Source organism: Erwinia sp. JH02 (assembly GCF_013074405.1).
GTDB classification, from domain to species: Bacteria; Pseudomonadota; Gammaproteobacteria; order Enterobacterales; family Enterobacteriaceae; genus Erwinia; species Erwinia rhapontici.
In genome coordinates this window covers 204510-222275 of record NZ_JABANZ010000006.1, presented here as the reverse complement: position 1 = coordinate 222275, position 17766 = coordinate 204510, and the positions used below count along the sequence as shown (strand labels likewise).

The 17766-nt window shown below is 53.3% G+C and carries 14 protein-coding genes; 3 read left to right on the top strand and 11 right to left on the bottom strand.

The window, feature by feature from the left end:
- The first annotated feature begins 177 nt into the window (after positions 1–177).
- Together ompF and HHI26_RS16465 are read left to right on the top strand one after the other, a co-directional pair.
- Positions 178–1305 carry a porin OmpF gene (gene ompF / locus HHI26_RS16470; protein ID WP_277395229.1) on the top strand — a complete coding sequence of 376 codons (1128 nt, stop codon included), beginning with the start codon at positions 178–180 and terminating at the stop codon, positions 1303–1305.
- Positions 1306–1494: 189 nt separating this feature from the next.
- Entirely contained in the window at positions 1495–2685 is a 1191-nt protein-coding gene (locus HHI26_RS16465) for an amino acid aminotransferase (RefSeq protein ID WP_171149379.1), read from the top strand.
- 100 nt (positions 2686–2785) lie between these two features.
- Here HHI26_RS16465 and HHI26_RS16460 read toward each other — a convergent pair whose 3' ends face one another.
- From HHI26_RS16460 to cmoM, 7 genes are all read right to left on the bottom strand, one after another.
- Complete coding sequence (locus HHI26_RS16460) at positions 2786–3415, bottom strand: MBL fold metallo-hydrolase (RefSeq protein WP_167864855.1); 630 nt, start codon at positions 3413–3415, stop codon at positions 2786–2788.
- Positions 3416–3457: 42 nt separating this feature from the next.
- On the bottom strand, positions 3458–4006 hold the full coding sequence (locus tag HHI26_RS16455; protein WP_133841022.1) for a YcbK family protein: 549 nt from the start codon (positions 4004–4006) through the stop codon (positions 3458–3460).
- 187 nt (positions 4007–4193) lie between these two features.
- The gene (ldtD, locus tag HHI26_RS16450; protein WP_133841023.1) at positions 4194–6047 is read right to left on the bottom strand and encodes a L,D-transpeptidase; all 1854 of its coding nucleotides are present in this window, start codon (positions 6045–6047) and stop codon (positions 4194–4196) included.
- A 175-nt stretch (positions 6048–6222) separates the two neighbouring features.
- Positions 6223–10668 (bottom strand): chromosome partition protein MukB, encoded by a 4446-nt coding sequence (gene mukB, locus HHI26_RS16445; protein WP_159337128.1) that lies wholly within the window; start codon positions 10666–10668, stop codon positions 6223–6225.
- On the bottom strand, positions 10669–11394 hold the full coding sequence (mukE, locus tag HHI26_RS16440) for a chromosome partition protein MukE (protein ID WP_133841025.1): 726 nt from the start codon (positions 11392–11394) through the stop codon (positions 10669–10671).
- The gene (gene mukF, locus HHI26_RS16435) at positions 11375–12697 is read right to left on the bottom strand and encodes a chromosome partition protein MukF (RefSeq protein WP_133841026.1); all 1323 of its coding nucleotides are present in this window, start codon (positions 12695–12697) and stop codon (positions 11375–11377) included. The genes mukE and mukF overlap by 20 nt, the downstream gene beginning before the upstream one ends.
- Positions 12690–13478: a tRNA uridine 5-oxyacetic acid(34) methyltransferase CmoM gene (cmoM, locus tag HHI26_RS16430; RefSeq protein ID WP_133841027.1), complete on the bottom strand. Its 789-nt coding sequence runs from the start codon at positions 13476–13478 to the stop codon at positions 12690–12692. The genes mukF and cmoM overlap by 8 nt, the downstream gene beginning before the upstream one ends.
- A 234-nt stretch (positions 13479–13712) precedes the next feature.
- Here cmoM and elyC point away from each other — a divergent pair, with 234 nt between their 5' ends.
- Positions 13713–14501, top strand: coding sequence for an envelope biogenesis factor ElyC (elyC, locus tag HHI26_RS16425; RefSeq protein WP_171149437.1), 789 nt, complete (start codon positions 13713–13715; stop codon positions 14499–14501).
- On the opposite strand, the gene HHI26_RS16420 is transcribed toward elyC, so the two are convergent.
- The 4 genes from HHI26_RS16420 to HHI26_RS16405 form a co-directional block, all read right to left on the bottom strand.
- Entirely contained in the window at positions 14478–15371 is an 894-nt protein-coding gene (locus HHI26_RS16420) for a YcbJ family phosphotransferase (RefSeq protein WP_133841028.1), read from the bottom strand. The genes elyC and HHI26_RS16420 overlap by 24 nt on opposite strands.
- A 117-nt stretch (positions 15372–15488) precedes the next feature.
- Entirely contained in the window at positions 15489–16235 is a 747-nt protein-coding gene (gene kdsB / locus HHI26_RS16415; protein WP_133841029.1) for a 3-deoxy-manno-octulosonate cytidylyltransferase, read from the bottom strand.
- A complete protein-coding gene (locus tag HHI26_RS16410; RefSeq protein WP_023654621.1) occupies positions 16232–16414 on the bottom strand; it encodes a Trm112 family protein in 183 nt (60 codons plus the stop codon). The genes kdsB and HHI26_RS16410 overlap by 4 nt, the downstream gene beginning before the upstream one ends.
- 95 nt (positions 16415–16509) lie before the next feature.
- Positions 16510–17718: a crosslink repair DNA glycosylase YcaQ family protein gene (locus tag HHI26_RS16405; RefSeq protein ID WP_133841030.1), complete on the bottom strand. Its 1209-nt coding sequence runs from the start codon at positions 17716–17718 to the stop codon at positions 16510–16512.
- Between the last annotated feature and the right edge of the window lie 48 nt (positions 17719–17766).

Below are 17766 nucleotides of genomic sequence, written 5' to 3'. Positions count from 1 at the left end.
TTTTCTCTTTGTTACCAGAATAAGAGATTAGTAGCATTTTCGGGCTAGATTAACCAGGCTGCGAATGGAAAGATGCGTGCAGACACAGGAAGACACCAAACTCTCATCTTGGTTCTGTAAAGAATTATTGACGGCAGTGGCAGGTGTCCAAATAACTCCAATGAGGGTAATAACAAAATGATGAAGCGCAACATTCTTGCAGTAGTGATCCCAGCACTGTTGGCTGCTGGTGCCGCTAACGCAGCAGAAATCTATAACAAAGATGGCAACAAACTGGACCTGTACGGTAAAGCTGTTGGTCTGCATTATTTCTCTGATGACGACGGTTTTGCTTCAGATGGTGATCAGTCTTATGTGCGCTTCGGCTTTAAAGGTGAAACCCAGATTAACGACCAGCTGACCGGTTACGGCCAGTGGGAATATAACGTTCAGGCAAATAACTCTGAAGGCAGCGATGCACAGAGCGGTAACAAAACCCGTCTGGGCTTCGCCGGTCTGAAATTTGCAGATGCGGGTTCATTCGACTATGGTCGCAATTATGCAGTAGGTTATGACGCTCTGGCTTGGACTGACGTGCTGCCAGAATTTGGCGGTGACTTCGGTCAGTCTGACACCATGACCAGCCGTACTACCGGTGTGGCTACCTACCGTAACACTAACTTCTTTGGTCTGGTTGACGGCTGGGACTTCGCTGTACAGTACCAGGGCAAAAACGAACGTGACGACATTACCCGTTCTAACGGTGACGGCTACGGCTTCTCTACCACTTACACTTCACCAATTGGTGTAGGTATCACCGGCGCATACAGCTCTCAAGACCGTACCAATGCCCAGAACCTCAATGACCAGACCACCGGTGCAACAACACTGGGCCGTGGTGACCGTGCTGAATTCTGGGGCACTGCGCTGAAATATGATGCAAACAACGTTTACCTGGCAGCATCATACGCTGAAGGTCGTAACGAGACTCGTATCAATGACGCCAGCATCACCAATGCAGCTGGCGTGACCACCACGGGAATCAACGGCTTTGCTAACAAAACTCAGAACTTCAACGTTGTTGCGCAGTACCAGTTTGACTTTGGCCTGCGTCCATCCATCGCCTATGTACAGACTAAAGCTAAAGATATTGAAGGCGTGGGCGATGTTGACCTGACCAAATACATCGAAGTAGGCGCGACTTACTACTTCAATAAAAACATGTCCACCTATGTTGACTACATCATCAACCAGATCAGTGATGACAACAAACTGGGCATAGGTTCAGGCGATACCGTTGCATTGGGCCTGGTTTACCAGTTCTAATTGCCATTTAATTGCGACTTCGGTCGCGATTAAAAGTGCATCAAAAAGGGGCTTCGGCCCCTTTTTTGTTTTTCTCCCTTCCCCGCTCGCTTTCTGCTGTTTTTTTGATGCAAACGGTTGGTAATTTTCCACTTGTGGCGGTAACCTGAGTCCTCACTTCGCTTTAGACTAAGCTAACGGACTTCGACTATGTTTGAACGTATTGCAGCTGCACCCGCCGACCCTATTCTTGGTTTAGCCGATCTGTTCCGCGCTGATGACCGCACAAATAAGATCAACCTCGGTATTGGCGTGTATAAAGATGAAACCGGCAAAACGCCGGTACTGACCAGCGTGAAAAAAGCTGAACAGTATCTGCTGGAAAACGAAACCACCAAAAACTATCTCAGCATTGATGGTATCGCCGATTTTGGCCGCTGCACCCAGGAGCTGTTGTTCGGAGCAGACAGCGCCCTTATCAGCAACCATCGTGCACGTACCGCACAGACCCCTGGCGGCACTGGCGCACTGCGCATAGCAGCCGATTTCATCGCCACCCAGACCAGCGCTAAACGCATCTGGGTGAGCAACCCAAGCTGGCCAAACCACAAAAATGTCTTTGCCGCTGCCGGCCTGGAAGTGTGTGAATACAACTACTACGATGCTGCACAGCATGCGCTGGACTTTGACGGCTTGCTAAACAGCCTGAACGCCGCGCAGGCGGGTGATATCGTGCTGTTCCATGGCTGCTGCCACAACCCAACCGGCATTGACCCAACGGCCACTCAGTGGGCCCAGCTGGCTGAACTGTCACTGGCGAAAGGCTGGTTGCCACTGTTCGACTTTGCCTATCAGGGCTTTGCCCGTGGTCTGGAAGAAGATGCCGAAGGCCTGCGTGCGTTTGCTGCCAGCCATCAGGAACTCATTGTATGCAGCTCGTACTCTAAAAACTTCGGCCTCTACAATGAGCGCGTCGGTGCTTTCACGCTGGTCGCTGCTGATGCAGCCATCGTGGATACGGCCTTCAGTCAGGTGAAAGCCACCATTCGTGCCAACTACTCCAACCCACCCGCACACGGTGCAGCCGTCGTCGCCACCATTCTCGGCAACAGCGCGCTGCGTGCCTTGTGGGAGCAGGAGCTGACCAGCATGCGCGAGCGTATTCAGCGTATGCGTCAGCTGTTTGTGAATACCCTGCAAGAGAAAGGCGCGAAAGGCGATTTCAGCTTTATCATCGATCAGAATGGGATGTTTTCATTCAGCGGCCTGACGAAAGATCAGGTTGTGCGCCTGCGAGATGAGTTTGGCGTCTACGCGGTAAATTCAGGCCGTGTGAACGTGGCGGGGATGACACCTGACAATATGTCTCCACTGTGTGAAGCCATCGTCGCGGTTTTGTAATTTAGCCGGTGGGTCTTTCGTTGCCCCACCGCTGAGCTTTATCGCGATCAAAAAAGCCTGCTTAAGCAGGCTTTTTTATGGCACCAATGCCGAGATGCGTTTATTGCAGGAACGGGTTACTGATTCGTTCACGCCCCAGCGTCGATATCGGTCCGTGGCCTGGAATGAAGGTGACGTCATCCCCCAGTGGCAACAGTTTGTTATGAATAGAGGCTATCAGGTCGCTGTGGCTGCCCTGGGGGAAATCAGATCGTCCTACCCCGCCACTGAAAATCACATCGCCAGAGACCAGCAGGCGCCCTGCACGGTCAAAGAACACAATGTGTCCCGGCGTATGCCCCGGGCAAAGCAGCACTTCCAGAGAGGTCTGCCCTACCTGCACAGTCTCACCCTCTTCCAGCCAGCGATCGGGGACCAGGGGAGGACATTCGGCAAAACCAAACATCTGGCTTTGTGTCGGCAGGCTATCAAGCCAGAATTTATCGGCTTTATGTGGCCCTACAATCGGTAGAGAATAATGTGCGGCCAGTTCAGCAGCGGCACCGACATGGTCAAGGTGACCGTGCGTCAGCAGTAATTGGGTCAGGTTAACACCCAGCGCAGCCACTTCACGTTTAATTGTCTCTGCGTCGCCACCCGGATCCACCAGCGCAGCTTCATTTGATTCCGTACACCAGATCACCGAACAATTCTGCGAGAACGCAGTGACCGGGATAATATGATAGTCCATAACTCTCCGTTACCGGTCACCACAGGGTGCCGGAATTTCGTTTTACCAGTTCCGAACCGGCCCGGTATCAATATGCACAAAGTTACTACTTGGGTAGTATCCTACACCACCCGCCCGCAGCGAAAGTGCGGCTTTGCGTATATTGCTTAACGAAATTCCTTCAATGTGGAAATCCATCGCCTGCCCCAGCGTGTGGTAGCTATGTTTCGCTACACCACGGGTATGCGACCGTAATGAGTTATTGGTGCCGAGAGAACGGTAGCCAGAGATTAGCTGCACCGGTTTACGACTATCGAGCAGCGATTGCAGACGGAAGAGTTGGTCAAAAAGATGGGGATCGATGCTTTTACTTTTATTGGCCCGGTAGTCACGGAAAAAATGATTCAGTCGTGCCAGTTCATCCTTGTCATAGCTTTTACCGTTAAAAAATTCCGTTTTAAGGTTTTCGCCGGTATTGAGATTATTAAGCGTTAATACACGCGGGCGGGAAGTTGAAAGCGAGGCGAAGGCCTGCCCGGGGAGCAATGCCACACCGAGCGCCGCGCCGCCTAACGTCAGCCACTTACGGCGATGAGAGTCGAATTTATCCATGAATCAGTATTACCCAGCTAAAGAATTCGGAACAGTGCACTAATTACACCGTTTTGAACCTTACCGGGGGAGAATACCTACGTCAACCCAACAAAAGTAAAACCGGCGCAAAGATTGGCATCACACCCATTGCACCGGCTTTTTAGCATAACTATTCCCTGCACGGGAACTGCTGATTAATCAATCATTAGAGCAATAATTGACCAGCCTGCGTTAGCACCTGCGCACCAGAACGTGCCGTATTGTCATAATTGTAAATATCTGTACGAAATTGCGGCTGGCCATCATCTGCCACCCAGGCGGTCAGATAATAGAGGTTAACCGGGATACGATGACGGATGGACACATAGCGTGTATCCCCCTCTTTCAAGGTGCTGGAAATCCGCGTGTCGTTCCAGCCCACATCCTGCAGCAACAAATTAGCCAGATCGGATGCCCGGTTCACACGTACACAGCCAGAACTGAGAGCACGAATATCTTTCTGGAAAAGACCGTGATTTGGTGTGTCGTGCAGGTAGATCGCATCCGAACTCGGCATGTTGAATTTATAGCGCCCCAGTGAATTCGTCGGGCCCGGTGCCTGACGAATGCGGTACGGGAACGAAGCGGCAGAAACCATGCTCCAGTCAATCATCGAAGGATCAACCACCTGAGCATCACTGCTCCAACCCGACAGTAACGTATAATTGTGCTTATACAGGTACATCGGGTCCTGTTTGACCTTCGGCACAATATCCTTGCGCACTAAGGTGGTGGGCACATTCCACGGCGGGTTGAGGACAACGTTATTCAGCGCGCTGCGCATCAACGGCGTTTTACGGTCAGGGCGGCCGACAATCACTCGGGAAGAGAGAATTTCATTACCGTTGACATAGTAGGCCAGTGAGTAATTAGGAATGTTCACCATAATGCCGTTATGCATATCATCCGGCAGCAGTCGCAGACGCTGGATATTCAATGCCAGCAGCGATGCACGACGTTGTGGGGAAACATTTAACCATTCGCGGGTGCGAGCACCTATCGCACCATCGGCCTCTAACCCCTGCCAGGTCTGGAAGCGTTTCAGTGCGGCGACCAGGTCCGGAGTATAAACATTATCAGCATTGATAGGTGCGGCAGTTCCCTGCACATTACCGACATTCTGAGGAACGGCAGTCTGAGGATTATTTTCTGACGGCATTGCAGACGGGCTGACGACGACATTGTTATCAACGTTCGCCTGCACAGGGGCATCAGGCTGGGCATTATCATCATCATGCACCAACGGCGCATCAATAGGGCCCACCACTTCTTCCGTGGGTTTTGGTGGCTCGCTGTCTGCCGACATCATGCCGGTACGTTTAAGAATATCGCGCAGCACAGGCACATCATTGCTGATCTGGCCAGGACGCAGGGTCTGCTTATCAACCAGTTGTGGCCAGGGACGGTTTTCTGCCAGCAGCGTTTTTAATGCCTGATGCATACGCACATACTGCGGATGCTGCGGGGCCAGTGAGAGAACAAAACCATTGAGACGATTCTGAACTACCGCGTTTTGCCACAGATTAATCACCGCGACAGACGGGGCCTCCATCTTATAAGGTACATTGCTGTACAGCCAGGTTTCCCCTTTGCTGGGAACGCCAGAAGTAAACTGCAGATAACCCAACATGGCATCAGACAACACCACATCACGTGCCATGCCAGTAATATTCGGATCCGTCAGCTGTTTTACCCAGTGGGAGAACTGCGGCTGAACACCGGAAATCGCGACCTCAGCCAGCTGTTGCTGGAACTGTTTTACCGCCTGCTCATCCTGCCACATTGGCTGCATGCCACGACTGGCATACAACGGTGCAAGGTTTTTCAGATAGAACGGCGCCATCCCCTGAGAGAACAAGCCGCTGATATGCGATGCACTCTGCGAGACGCTGATACTTTGCACAATCGGAGCAGAGACGGGTGGAATTCCCGCCACAGAAGAAGACACCGGCACCAGCCAGCACAAAAGACTACAACCCAGTGCAACAACCTGGGTGGAAAACGATTTCTGCAGCAACATCCCTTGCTCCCTGTTAAGACTGCCGGATGAGTAACCCGCAGCAATTAGTCGTTGTTATAAGTATAGAAACAGAAAACGGCATTTGCCTCTTACGTTGCAAATGCCGTTATGCAGAGTAATCTGGACACAGAAATTTTACCACTGCGTACCATTATTTTTTACAGGATTTCGTGAATCAGGCTCCTGCCTCAACATCTTTTGCCGTTATCGTCGGTTCTGCAGCAAATCCACGCAGCCCAACAACGTGAACATGTTCAGTATTATTGAAGACCTTACGAACCAGTTTGTAAGTGGTGCCTTTTTCAGGGCTGATATTTTCCGGTGCCGCGATAATCAGCTGCATCTCCAGTCGGTCACACAGCTCGAATAAGGTGGCAATGGATTTTGCATCCAGACGCGCGGCCTCATCAAGGAACAGCAGACGGCAAGGGGAGATATCTTTCCCGCGCAGACGGCGTGACTCTTCCTCCCAGCTTTGTACCACCATCACCAGAATCGACATACCGGTACCAATCGCTTCCCCTGTCGATAACGCCCCACTTTCTGCACGCAACCAGCCGTCAGAGCCACGGTTAACTTCCACTTCCATCTCAAGATAGTTGCGGTAATCCAGCAGCTCCTCACCAATGGTCTGCGGTGTACGCTGGCCCATATCGATTTGTGGGTTCAGGCGCTGGTAGAGTTTTGCCAGTGCTTCGGAGAAGGTCAGACGATTGCTCTTAAACAGATCCTGATGCTGTTCATGCTGCTCAGACAGCACATCAAGCAGCGTAGAGTGAGCTTCCCGCACGTTAACGTTGAGACGCACACTCTTCACCTGCCCGAAACTCACGGCCTGCAAGCCCTGGTTCAACTGACGAATACGATTCTGTTCGCGCTGAATCGTTTTGCGAATAATGTTCGACACGCTGCGTGAGCTGATGGCCAGCATCTGCTCACGGGCAGTCAGCTCTTCCGTCAGGCGATTCAGCTCAATTTCCATCTGCTCAATGGCTTCGACCGGATCATCGGTGCGAATGATATCCTGACGGATACGCTCACGCAGATGCTGATAAACCGCAATGAAGAACTGAATTTTACGCTCCGGCCGCTTCGGATCCTCCGACAGACGCAGCACGTCGCGCAGATGTTCGTTATCCGCTACCGCCAGACGCAGCGCACCTAACGCCTTATCCGACATGGAGCGCAGCTCGTCACCGCCGAGATACGCCAGCTCACGACGGTGCAGACGGCGCTCAACGCCATTGTCTTTCACCAGTCGCAGTACCGCAACCCAGCCCGCCTTCGCACTCACAACCTGCTCACGGCCTATCTGGTACTCGCGCTCCAGACGGCGTAGTTTTTTCTGCAACGCATCGATTTCGGCTTCACAGAAGGTCAGCTGTTTTTCCAGCTGATTACGACGCAGTCGGTTGTTGCTCAGGGCACTGTAGAGTTCGTCACGACGCAGCCGCGCCCGCTCTTCAGCGGAGGCATCCGCCTGCACGCCGATATCGAGCATCTCCTGCTGAAGCTCCTTCAACATGTCGCGTTTCGCGTCATAGGAGCTTTTCAGCGAGGCCAGAACCTGGGAGTATTGCGCTAACTGGGTTTGATGCTGACGTAGCTGCTCACGGGCGCGGGTACGTTCACCTTCCGCCTGTTCAAGGCGCTGGCGCAGCTTCTCATTGAGGTCGCTGGTGCCGTTGAGCATACCTGCAGAATCAATGTAGCCAAAGTGCGCACGACGCTGAACCACTTCGGTCAGGGCAAAGGCTTGCTGACGCGCATCGCGCTGCTGCTGCTGCGCCTGCTGGTAGTCCAGTTTTAACTGGTCATGCTGCTCAGGATCGCTCTGCAGGACAGAGAGAATGGGTTCCAGCTTCGTCAGTTGAGCACCGTGCTGCTGCACAAAGCGCGCGGCTTCCTGCGCTTCATCCAGCTTTTCCTGAATCTCTTCATGACGATCCTGTAACGTATCATCCAGCAGCAGGCTGACGCGAGGCAACAGACGGTTAAGCTGGGCAACGCCCTCTTTCGCCTGTTCGAACTGCTGGCGCTGCTGCTGGTTTTCGCTTTCATGATTCGTCAGCGCACGCTCCACCTCGTTACGGCGGGTATTGAGCAGGCGCATTTCTGCTTCAGGGTCGGACTCAAACGCTACGCCAAGGTGGCTGCCGATAAAGCGGCTAAAGGACTGATGCAGACGCTGGGTTTTCTGAACATCAAATGACAGCGTAGCGTAACGTTCGGCCAGCGCCTCGCGCTCAGCGTGCAGCACATCTAACTGGTTTTCACGCGCAGCACGACCAAACAGCGGTACTTTCGGGAAACGAGAATAGCGCCACTGGCGATCCCCCGCTTTCACCACGACGGCTTTTTCCAGCTCTTCGACATTAAATACGCTGTCATCAAACGACTGCGGATCCCCTTCGATCAGGTAGAGATCTTCCGGGCAATCGTCCAGACCGTCGAGCTGATCGCGGATCAGTGACAGGTCAGGCACCACAATGGCATGACGAGCCGGGCCATACAATGCTGAGAAGTACGGCGCATCATCAATGGTGACATCATCATAAATTTCTGACAGCAGCACGCCACCAAAACGTTCGGCGAGGTTGTTCAGGCGAGCGTCTTCTGCCCCGCCCGGCTGGCTGAGACGCTCAATCTGCTTCTCAATGTCGCGCTTACGGGCTGAGACTTCATCACGTTCTACCGTGGTTTCACGCTCACGCTCCAGCAGTTGCTGCATAAACTCGGTGACCTGCTGGCTGTTTTCCAGCGCCTGGCCCGTTTGTTCACTCAACTGCGAGAGGATTTCCTGCGCGGCCAGCCACTGCGGCGCTTGTTTAGTCAAACGCGCAATGCGTTCACGGAGCTGCTCCAGCTCCTGGCGCAGTGTCATACGGCGCTCACCGGCGTCCGCCACGCTTTCGCTTAACAGCTCAATCTGTGCTTCCAGTTCAGCCTGTAAGGACTCCAGCTCACTGGCATCATGCTGACCGTGTCGCTTGCAGAAGTCACTCAGCAGGCGTTCGGCATCCTGCTGTTCACGTACACGCTGTGCCAGTTCACTCAGGCGGCTGCGCAGCGGCTGTAGTTGTTCGGCATGATAACGCTGGTTGCTGGCATCACGGAGCAGATCGCGCCCTACCTGCCAGGCTTCGCTACGGCTAACCGGGCCGGCAATTTTACTGACCAGTTCAAACGCCTGCTCAAACTGGCTGTGTGCGGCCTGCGCCACACTCATTTTTTGTTCCAGCATCAGCAGTTTGTCGGTCGCTTCCTGCTCTTTCGCCTGGAAGGTTTCCTGCCATTCATCTGCGTTATCCACGCTGAGGTCGCGTATCTGGCAGATTTCCTGAGCACGCTGAAGTGCCTGCAACGCCTGCTGATACTGGATGGCGCGCGTCTGCTGCACATCCAGCGCCTGCTGGTAATCAGCCAGCTGATTTTTCAGCTCATCCACTTCCAGCTCAGCATTTTCGCTACGCGCTTCATTTTCTTCATGCACTTCACGCGCTTCAGCGACGACCTCATTCTGCTCTTCGAGGCGGAAGGTCAGCTCTTCGAGATCGGCATCGTAGCGGTCAATTTTTTCCTGCTGACGCAGTGCCGTCTGAACCAGATTGAGATGGTCGCTGGCACCCTGATAATCTGTTTCCAGATCGCTTTCAGCGGCATTGTGCTCACTCAGTTCCCGCGCCATCTCAATATGACGATATTGCTCAGCGGATAACTGTTTACGACTGGTGAAAAGATCATTACGCACCTGCATCGCACCATCCAGATGGATACGGCGCTCGTTGGCATGACGCATATAGTCTGCCGCCACGTAGCTGGTCGCTTCTGAGATCAGATGCTTAAAGAGATCGCGGTCAGACTGGGTCACGCGAATCGCTTCCAGCGTCATGCGGTTTTCACGCAGTGCGGCTTCCATGTCCTGGAACGCTTTACGTACTCCGCTGTTTTCAGGCAGCAGGTAATCTCGCAGGGAACGCGTGATCGCACTGGAGATCCCCCCGTACAGCGAGGCTTCAATCAGGCGGTAATACTTGCTACGGTCAGCGGCAGAGCGTAAACGACGCGCCACAATACCGAGGTCAAACATCACAGAATGGTAATCCGTAATGGAGTTGTACTGTTTAAACTGCACACTCTCCATCGCTTCAAACCGCTCTTTCAGTTCACTGATTGGCACCACACGCGCCTGACGGGCATTCACCGTCTCAGTCAGAATTTCGGTCGGGTTAATGGAGGTCGGTAGGCCATGAATACTAAAAGGTTTGATATCCACTTTACGGTCACGGCCGGCAACCTGTTGCAGTCGGACCCCAACAAGCACGCGCTGATGCAGCGAGTTCACCACATCGAGCACAGCGTAACAAACGCCTGGGCGCAGTTTGCCGTGCAGGCCTTTATCACGGGAACCTGAGGTTGCCCCGGCTTCAGTAGTGTTACGGAAATGCAGCAGTGTCAGGTCGGGGATGAGCGCAGTAACAAATGCCGCCATCGTGGTCGACTTACCTGCACCGTTCCCACCTGACAGCGTTGTCACCAATTCGTCGAGGTCAAAAGTACGGGCAAAAAAACCGTTCCAGTTAATGAGCGTCAGCGAGCGAAACTTTCCACGTTCAATCATTTATTCTTCCTCCGCGCTGTCCGGCACACTGTTTTCAGTGTCACTTTCACCGTCTTCGCTTTCATCATTCAGCGCCAGGCCACCGTCAAGCTGCATCGCCTCACCGTCGCGGATCATCCGCAGTTGCGCTTCACGCGCATCGTCACCGCTGCGCACATCGGCGCCAAAGCGGAAGACGGATTCGGTGATACGGAATTTACTGCTGTCATTACCCATAAACCACACCATTCCCAGGCGACGCAGGCGATTAAGCGACGCGCGCATTTTCTCCTGAAGTTTCTGGCGGTCAAGGTCTGAGCCGGTAGAACGCTGGTTAACCAGCTTCAGCAATTTGCTTTCATCGGCCAGCGACATCAACTCGTCGTGCAGTTCTTGCTGGGTAAAGATCCCTTCATTGGCCAGACGTTCCGGGCTGAGGTAGAGATAACATAAGATTTTACCCACCATCATATCCAGCTCGGACAACACTGAACGCGGGATCAGCGTGGTGGAACGTGGCCGCAGGTAGAAAAAACCTTCCGGCGCACGGATCAGTTCAACGTTGTAACGGGCATAGAACTCTTCCAGAAATTCCTGGTAGTCCATCAGAAAGGCGTGTTGATCTAACTCTTCAATACCAATATGGCGCCCTGCGCGTAACTGGCTGTCCAGTGCCGGGAAAATCGGGTTGGCCAGTGCCTGCGCCAGTTTAACTGGCATCACTTGTTCAATATTTGTCGATGACATGTGCCTGCACCTTGGCTCCGTAATCATTAATCGCCTGCCATTTTGCAGCCAGGCCAGAGAAATCTGCTTCGGCCACGCCTAAGCGTACAGCCTGATCGACGACAATACGTGCCACGTCAAAGTGACGTACACGCGGGTATTGTGTCAGGTAATCACGAATCACCGCCCCAAGATCCAGCGGCTTTTGCTGTGTCCTGTAGATGGCCAGTGCTTCTTCAATCATCGCCGCCAGCTGTTCACGGATAGCATTGAACTCTTCGTATTCCAGTTCAGAAGGCAGTTCACCCGTCACTTCCTCACTGCGCAGCGTCAGTTCTTCATCACGCATATCGTACAGGCGGTCAGCATTGGCATAGGTCAGCGCCCAGGGCTGATCGAAGTAATTCTGTACCGACTGACGTAAACGTTGGGCAAAGACGCGGTTCTTATCCATATCAATCGCGGTACGGATAAATTTATGCACGTGGCGGTCATAGCCGATCCACAGGTCAATCGCCTGCTGGCCCCAGCTGATAATGCGGTCGAGCTTGTTTTGCAGGTCATACACCAGCTTGTCGACGAAGCCGAGATCGGGGCTATTCATCGTGGCATCCTGGATGCGCAACAGATTGGCCTGTAGCTTATCGCCCGCAGCCTCCAGGGTATCCTGAAGTTCACGCAGCGTACCGGACGTTTCGTTCAGCAACAGTTCACAGCTGGATATCGCCGCACGCCAGTCTTTGTTGAGTAACTGAGCAATATCATCTTTAACGCCCTGTTGTTGTTCATCCATGATGCGCTGGGTGATATCAATGCTGTCGAAGATCTCTGCCACCGAATATTTCAACGGAGCGAACACGTTGCGGTGCCAGTGAAACTCGTCGCCATCTTCATCAGCAGCATCGGCGGCACGTTTTAGCTCACCCGCTACGATCGACAACTGCAAAGAGAGACGCAGGGTGGAGAATTCACGCTGGCGAATATAATAGTCGGTAATGCCGATGCCCAACGGCGTCAGACGATAGATCGCATTACCTTCTGCATGTTCGCTGGTAAAACGATTGAGCAAGCGCTGGCGCACCATATCGTTAATGGCATTGTTGGCACGTACCACGACAGTTTCGCTGGTCTGTTCGAAGCCTTCACTGACATGGCGGAAGGCATCAATCAGTTCGCCTTCACTCATTTCGCCATCCATGCGCTCCCCATTAAGGGTGGCAATCGCCAGCAAAAAAGCCAGACGTTCGGTTGGCAATGAGACGGAAAAATCATTTTTTCGCGCCCAGGCTACCAGCTCCGGTACAGTCTGGGAAAATTCACTCATAGTTCGTCTGCCTTATGGGTTTCCGCGCTGTAACGTGGATATAACGCCCTAAACTTAAAAACGGCTCCTGGCGGCAGTATTGCTTTTCCAGGGCCAGAACCTCATCAAAACGATCGATCTGTTTGGTTTTATCACGCATGTAGTCGTGAAAAACGCGGATGCCGGTTTTGTGCTCAATCGTAAAGCCACACTCTTGTAGCCAGCCATACACCTGTTCAGGATCCCTTGGGTAGTCCGGAGACAAGGTTTTCTTTTTACGTTTGGCCAACCCCGTTTGTAAATAGCCGAAGTTGCCGAGCACCATCGTCTGCATCAGCAAACCATTGAGGTTATAGAACATGAGCGACAGGACACCACCAGGCTTCAGTGCATCATACAACGCCGCCAGCACCTGCTGAGGTTCCGCCACCCATTCCAGCACCGCGTGAAACAATACCAGATCAACCGGTTTATCCAAATGTTGACCGACCTGCTGAGCGCTAATTTGTTCGAATTGCATGTTACCGCTCACACCTTTTTCATCGGCGAGACGGCGGGCACGGGACAACATCTCTTCGGAGACATCACAAAGCAGCACCTGATGACCCCGGGCTGCAATGCCACAGCCGGTTTGCCCTTCTCCGCCCCCTGCATCCAGCACCGATAAAGGACCGTCAGGGAACGATGTTAACAACGCATCAAGATCCTCCCAGAGAATGGCCTGGCGAATACGGCCTTTGGTGGTACCGTAAATATTCTGAGAAAATTTTTCTGCGATATCATCAAAGTTGCGATCCTGCATACAACGACTCCGGCATTCAGGGCTTTATTCTACGGGGTTAACCGGCTATTTCGAGCGGCGTTCAGACGTTACACTGTGCTCATTCACGTCATTCAGCGAAGTGAAGGGAATGCGTCAGCGCGTCTGTAGCTTGAAAGATGCGGGGTATTTTGGCATACACTGGCAAATAATGAACCTTTCAGTCATCGCTTCGTGATTGTGTGATGTTTTTTCGGACAAAAGGAACCCTTTTTGATGTTTTTTGCACTGAAAAAAATTGTTGGCGGCCTGCTGCTTCCACTGCCAATGCTGCTGCTGGTGATGGCACTAGGGATTATCTTACTCTGGTTCAGCCGCTGGCAGAAAAGCGGCAAAACACTCATCTCCCTTGCCTGGGCTATTCTGTTGCTGATCAGCCTGCAACCTGTTGCTGACAGACTGCTGGCCCCCATCGAGAATAACTATCCCACCTGGCACAATCAGCACCCGGTGGAATATGTTGTAGTTCTCGGCGGTGGCTACACATGGAATCCGCAATGGGCACCCAGCTCAAATATGCTCAACAATAGCTTGCCACGCCTCACAGAGGGCATTCGTATTTTACAGGCGAACCCAGGGGCAAAACTGATTGTGACCGGCGGACATGCGCAGGGCAACCCGATGAGTTCAGCAGCAGTGGCCTCACTCGTGGCACAATCACTGGGCGTACCGCAAAGTGCGATTATTACGCTGGATAAACCCAGTGACACTGAGCAGGAAGCCCTGGAAGTTTCCCATATTGTCGGGCAGCGCCCATTTGCGCTGGTGACCTCCGCTAACCATCTGCCGCGGGCCATGATCTTCTTCCAGCGTCAGGGCCTGGCCCCCTGGCCTGCGCCTGCAAACCAGTTGGCAGTCACATCACCACTGAACTTCTGGGAGCGGGTTTTACCTTCATCATTCTGGCTGGGCCACAGCGAGCGCGCGATCTACGAAAGCCTGGGGCGTTTGTGGCAATGGCTGAAACCCGCCGCCAAACCGTCAGTCGAGCCAGGGAAGGAGTGACTGGCCGGCTGCCGTAAAACGCGCACGGTCAAACTGCGCGGTGTGAATGAGCCGCGCAATTTCCTCCCAAAGACTATAGAACCAACGGCGTGCAACAAACCCTTCCGCTACGGGGGCTCGCCGCAAGTATTCACTGACGATGCCGTCGCCTGCGCCGGATGCGCATAGCGGGAACAGTTCGAATTCTCGTGGTGCCCAAAGTATCGTACCGGGATTGATCATCGCCAGTAACTGATCCCCCCAGGCCTCTTTCATTATGCTGCTGAGCACCAGGTTGCCGTGGACCAGAACACAGGGATCGTCAAAATCTTTAAACAGTGCGTGCAGACTCTGACGGCTGCGATAAAGCACACGTCGGTCATCCATACTCAGCAATGCCGGTCGCAGGTAGTTGAGCGTCGCCCACAACACCTCCACTCGCTGCGCATACCAGGCGGGCCATCGGTTCTGCTGGGTGCTATCTACCGTTCCCACCAGCCCATGACTGTCGATACGATGCCAGCCGAGCATCCCTTCAACAATCTGTTCCTGCAGCTGCTGCCAGCGCTCGGGCGTACGCGTGGGCGCCTCAACGGAAACGCCACCAATACGCTCTATCAGTAAGACTTCATGCAGGGGCGGCTGCTGGCTGATCACCAAACCATATACGGCAGGCACACGCACCTTCCCTTCACGCATCAGCATTGAGAGCTTATGCGCTTCCTGGGCTGCAATGCCCTTCATATTGAAGTATTTCGCCACTAACGGCAGTGAATGACCACTGTCATCGTAAAGAGTATAAAGACTGGCGTAAGGCTGCTGGCTGATACACTCCACCCGGCTGACGGGTTCGCCCAGTACCAGTGCCAGTTCAGATCGCAGTTGTTCCATCTGCCCTCCTTATCAGGCAAGAGGTCTTATGATGGTGCGAATGGATGAGATTTGCTCCGAACTGGATCAAATTCGTCGTATAAAGTGCGGGGCCAGCACTGTGGCCCCGACGCGGATTTACTGCATGGCTGCGCGAACGCGTAGCAAATCCTCTGGCGTATCAACACCCACGCTGGGAATGGCTTTTGCCACATCAACATGGATTTTTTCGCCGTACCAAAGCACTCGCAGCTGCTCCAGCAGCTCGATCTGCTCCAGCGGACTGGCTTCCCATCGGACATAACGGCGGATAAATCCGGCACGATAACCGTAGATACCAATATGGCGCAGGAAGTGGTCACCGATAGTGTCATGGGAAGCCGCAAAGCGCTCACGATCCCACGGGATAGTGGCTCGTGAGAAGTACAGCGCATAACCGTTGGCATCACGTACCACCTTCACCGCATTCGGGTTAAAGGCTTCTTCCGCTGATTCAATCGGCACCGCCAGCGTTGCCATACCCGCAGTGCTGCTGGCCAGATTATCCGCCACCTGGCGAATAATAACCGGTGGGATCATGGGCTCATCACCCTGAACATTAACAATCACCGTGTCATCCGGGAACTGGTAGTGATCAATTACTTCGGCAAGGCGTTCAGTGCCGGACTGATGGTCAGGACGGGTCATACAGACTTCACCACCCGCAGCTTCAACCGCGCGTGCCACATCCTGATTATCCGTGGCTACAATTACCCGTTCAGCACCGGATTCCAGTGCACGTTCCATCACGTGAACCACCATCGGTTTGCCGTGAATATCGACCAGGGGTTTACCCGGCAAACGGGTGGAAGCAAAGCGGGCAGGAATAATGGCAACAAAACTCATGGATGGCTCTCTTCAAGTGTCAATGCGCGTGCTTCAACTTCCAGCAGCACAGGAATACCGTCACGTACCGGATACGCCAGACCATCTGGTTTGCAGATGAGTTCCTGCTGCTCTTTGTTGTAGTACAACTTGCCATGACAGACCGGACAAGCAACGATTTCGAGTAGACGATGATCCATAAATCCTCCGCGATAAATCCAATTTTGCAATGGGCTAAGAATACCATAGCTGTACTGGTGCAGTTACCCGCTCACCACGAAAAACATGCCCCGGATTATATTTCCCAGCGAGTTGGCCAGCAGGAACCCATTGCGTCAGGGAGTTTATTGACCTCGATCATCTCCGCCCCCTGCCAGCGTGCAAATTTCGTCAGAGCACGCTGCACATCATCCACGAACTGCTGGCTGACGCGTGTGTGCCGCTCCAGCCATAATTGTTTGACCTCCAGCACTTTTGTTTTGCGCTGCATACGGGCATCCAGTCGTGCTTTTAACGCACCTCGATGCAAAACAGGCAGGACAAAGTATCCATACTGCCGTTTTTCCTCCGGGGTGTAACATTCCAGGCGATAGTCAAAATCAAACAGTTCAAGCGCGCGTTTGCGATCCCACACCAGTGGGTCAAATGGCGACAGAATAGCAGTATGAGTAGCGGCTTGCGGGTGAGCCAGTTGTGTAAACAGACTGTGATGGACATACATCGTGCCGAGATCTTCAACCTGTACCTCACGTACTGTTTCCTGCTCCAGCCAGCGATCGATGGCCTGGATAACTGGCGCCCGTTTCAGACGGTAATAATCTGCCAGCCAGGCCAGACGAAAGATCCCCAGACTGCACGCACTGTTATCCAGCATACGCTGTACCGCTTCTGCTTCGGTGAGTGCATGCTGTGCATCATCCCAATCTGGCATCATCCGCTCACGCAGGTCATAAACGCGCTGAAACTGACGACGTTCACTGACCATCAACTCACCGGCGGTGAACAGATTTTCCAGGTGGCGCTTATGAGGTTTCCACGCCCACCAACCAGGCTTCTGCCCTGCCGGAGCGGTAAAATCCGCCGAACGAACCGCGCCATTTTCACGGATATGTGCCAGCAAATGGGTGATATCCTGCTGATGCTCATCCATCCATGTCTGGCTGTACTTCCAGCCTAATGCTGAGGGGTTCAGCATGCGGTGACGCAGCAGAGGGTAATCCTCAATGGGAATAAAGCAGGCTTCATGCGCCCAATATTCAAACAGGTTTCGCTGTGCCAGCGCCTGCTCAAGCCAGATGTGCGGATACTCGCCGAGACGGCTGAATAGCACAAGGTAAGGGCTACGCGCCACCACATGGATGGTATCGATTTGCAGCAGTGACATTCGGCGTACCGCCGACAGTAGATCGTCAAACCGGGCTTTATGTGAAGGTGGCCGCAGCAGGCCCTGAGCCGCCAGCTGAAGCTGGCGCGCCTGAACAAGAGAAAGAGTTACCGCCGTCATGATGCCATCCGTAAAGTTCAGATGGCTTTAGTGTAGCGCGATGTGGAG

Excerpts from the sequence above, each read along its gene's own strand:
- ompF (WP_277395229.1), top strand. The coding sequence starts at position 178 with ATGATGAAGCGCAACATTCTTGCAGTAGTGATCCCAGCACTGTTGGCT.
- HHI26_RS16465 (WP_171149379.1), top strand. The coding sequence starts at position 1,495 with ATGTTTGAACGTATTGCAGCTGCACCCGCCGACCCTATTCTTGGTTTA.
- HHI26_RS16460 (WP_167864855.1), bottom strand. The coding sequence starts at position 3,415 with ATGGACTATCATATTATCCCGGTCACTGCGTTCTCGCAGAATTGTTCG.
- HHI26_RS16455 (WP_133841022.1), bottom strand. The coding sequence starts at position 4,006 with ATGGATAAATTCGACTCTCATCGCCGTAAGTGGCTGACGTTAGGCGGC.
- ldtD (WP_133841023.1), bottom strand. The coding sequence starts at position 6,047 with ATGTTGCTGCAGAAATCGTTTTCCACCCAGGTTGTTGCACTGGGTTGT.
- mukB (WP_159337128.1), bottom strand. The coding sequence starts at position 10,668 with ATGATTGAACGTGGAAAGTTTCGCTCGCTGACGCTCATTAACTGGAAC.
- mukE (WP_133841025.1), bottom strand. The coding sequence starts at position 11,394 with ATGTCATCGACAAATATTGAACAAGTGATGCCAGTTAAACTGGCGCAG.
- mukF (WP_133841026.1), bottom strand. The coding sequence starts at position 12,697 with ATGAGTGAATTTTCCCAGACTGTACCGGAGCTGGTAGCCTGGGCGCGA.
- cmoM (WP_133841027.1), bottom strand. The coding sequence starts at position 13,478 with ATGCAGGATCGCAACTTTGATGATATCGCAGAAAAATTTTCTCAGAAT.
- elyC (WP_171149437.1), top strand. The coding sequence starts at position 13,713 with ATGTTTTTTGCACTGAAAAAAATTGTTGGCGGCCTGCTGCTTCCACTG.
- HHI26_RS16420 (WP_133841028.1), bottom strand. The coding sequence starts at position 15,371 with ATGGAACAACTGCGATCTGAACTGGCACTGGTACTGGGCGAACCCGTC.
- kdsB (WP_133841029.1), bottom strand. The coding sequence starts at position 16,235 with ATGAGTTTTGTTGCCATTATTCCTGCCCGCTTTGCTTCCACCCGTTTG.
- HHI26_RS16410 (WP_023654621.1), bottom strand. The coding sequence starts at position 16,414 with ATGGATCATCGTCTACTCGAAATCGTTGCTTGTCCGGTCTGTCATGGC.
- HHI26_RS16405 (WP_133841030.1), bottom strand. The coding sequence starts at position 17,718 with ATGACGGCGGTAACTCTTTCTCTTGTTCAGGCGCGCCAGCTTCAGCTG.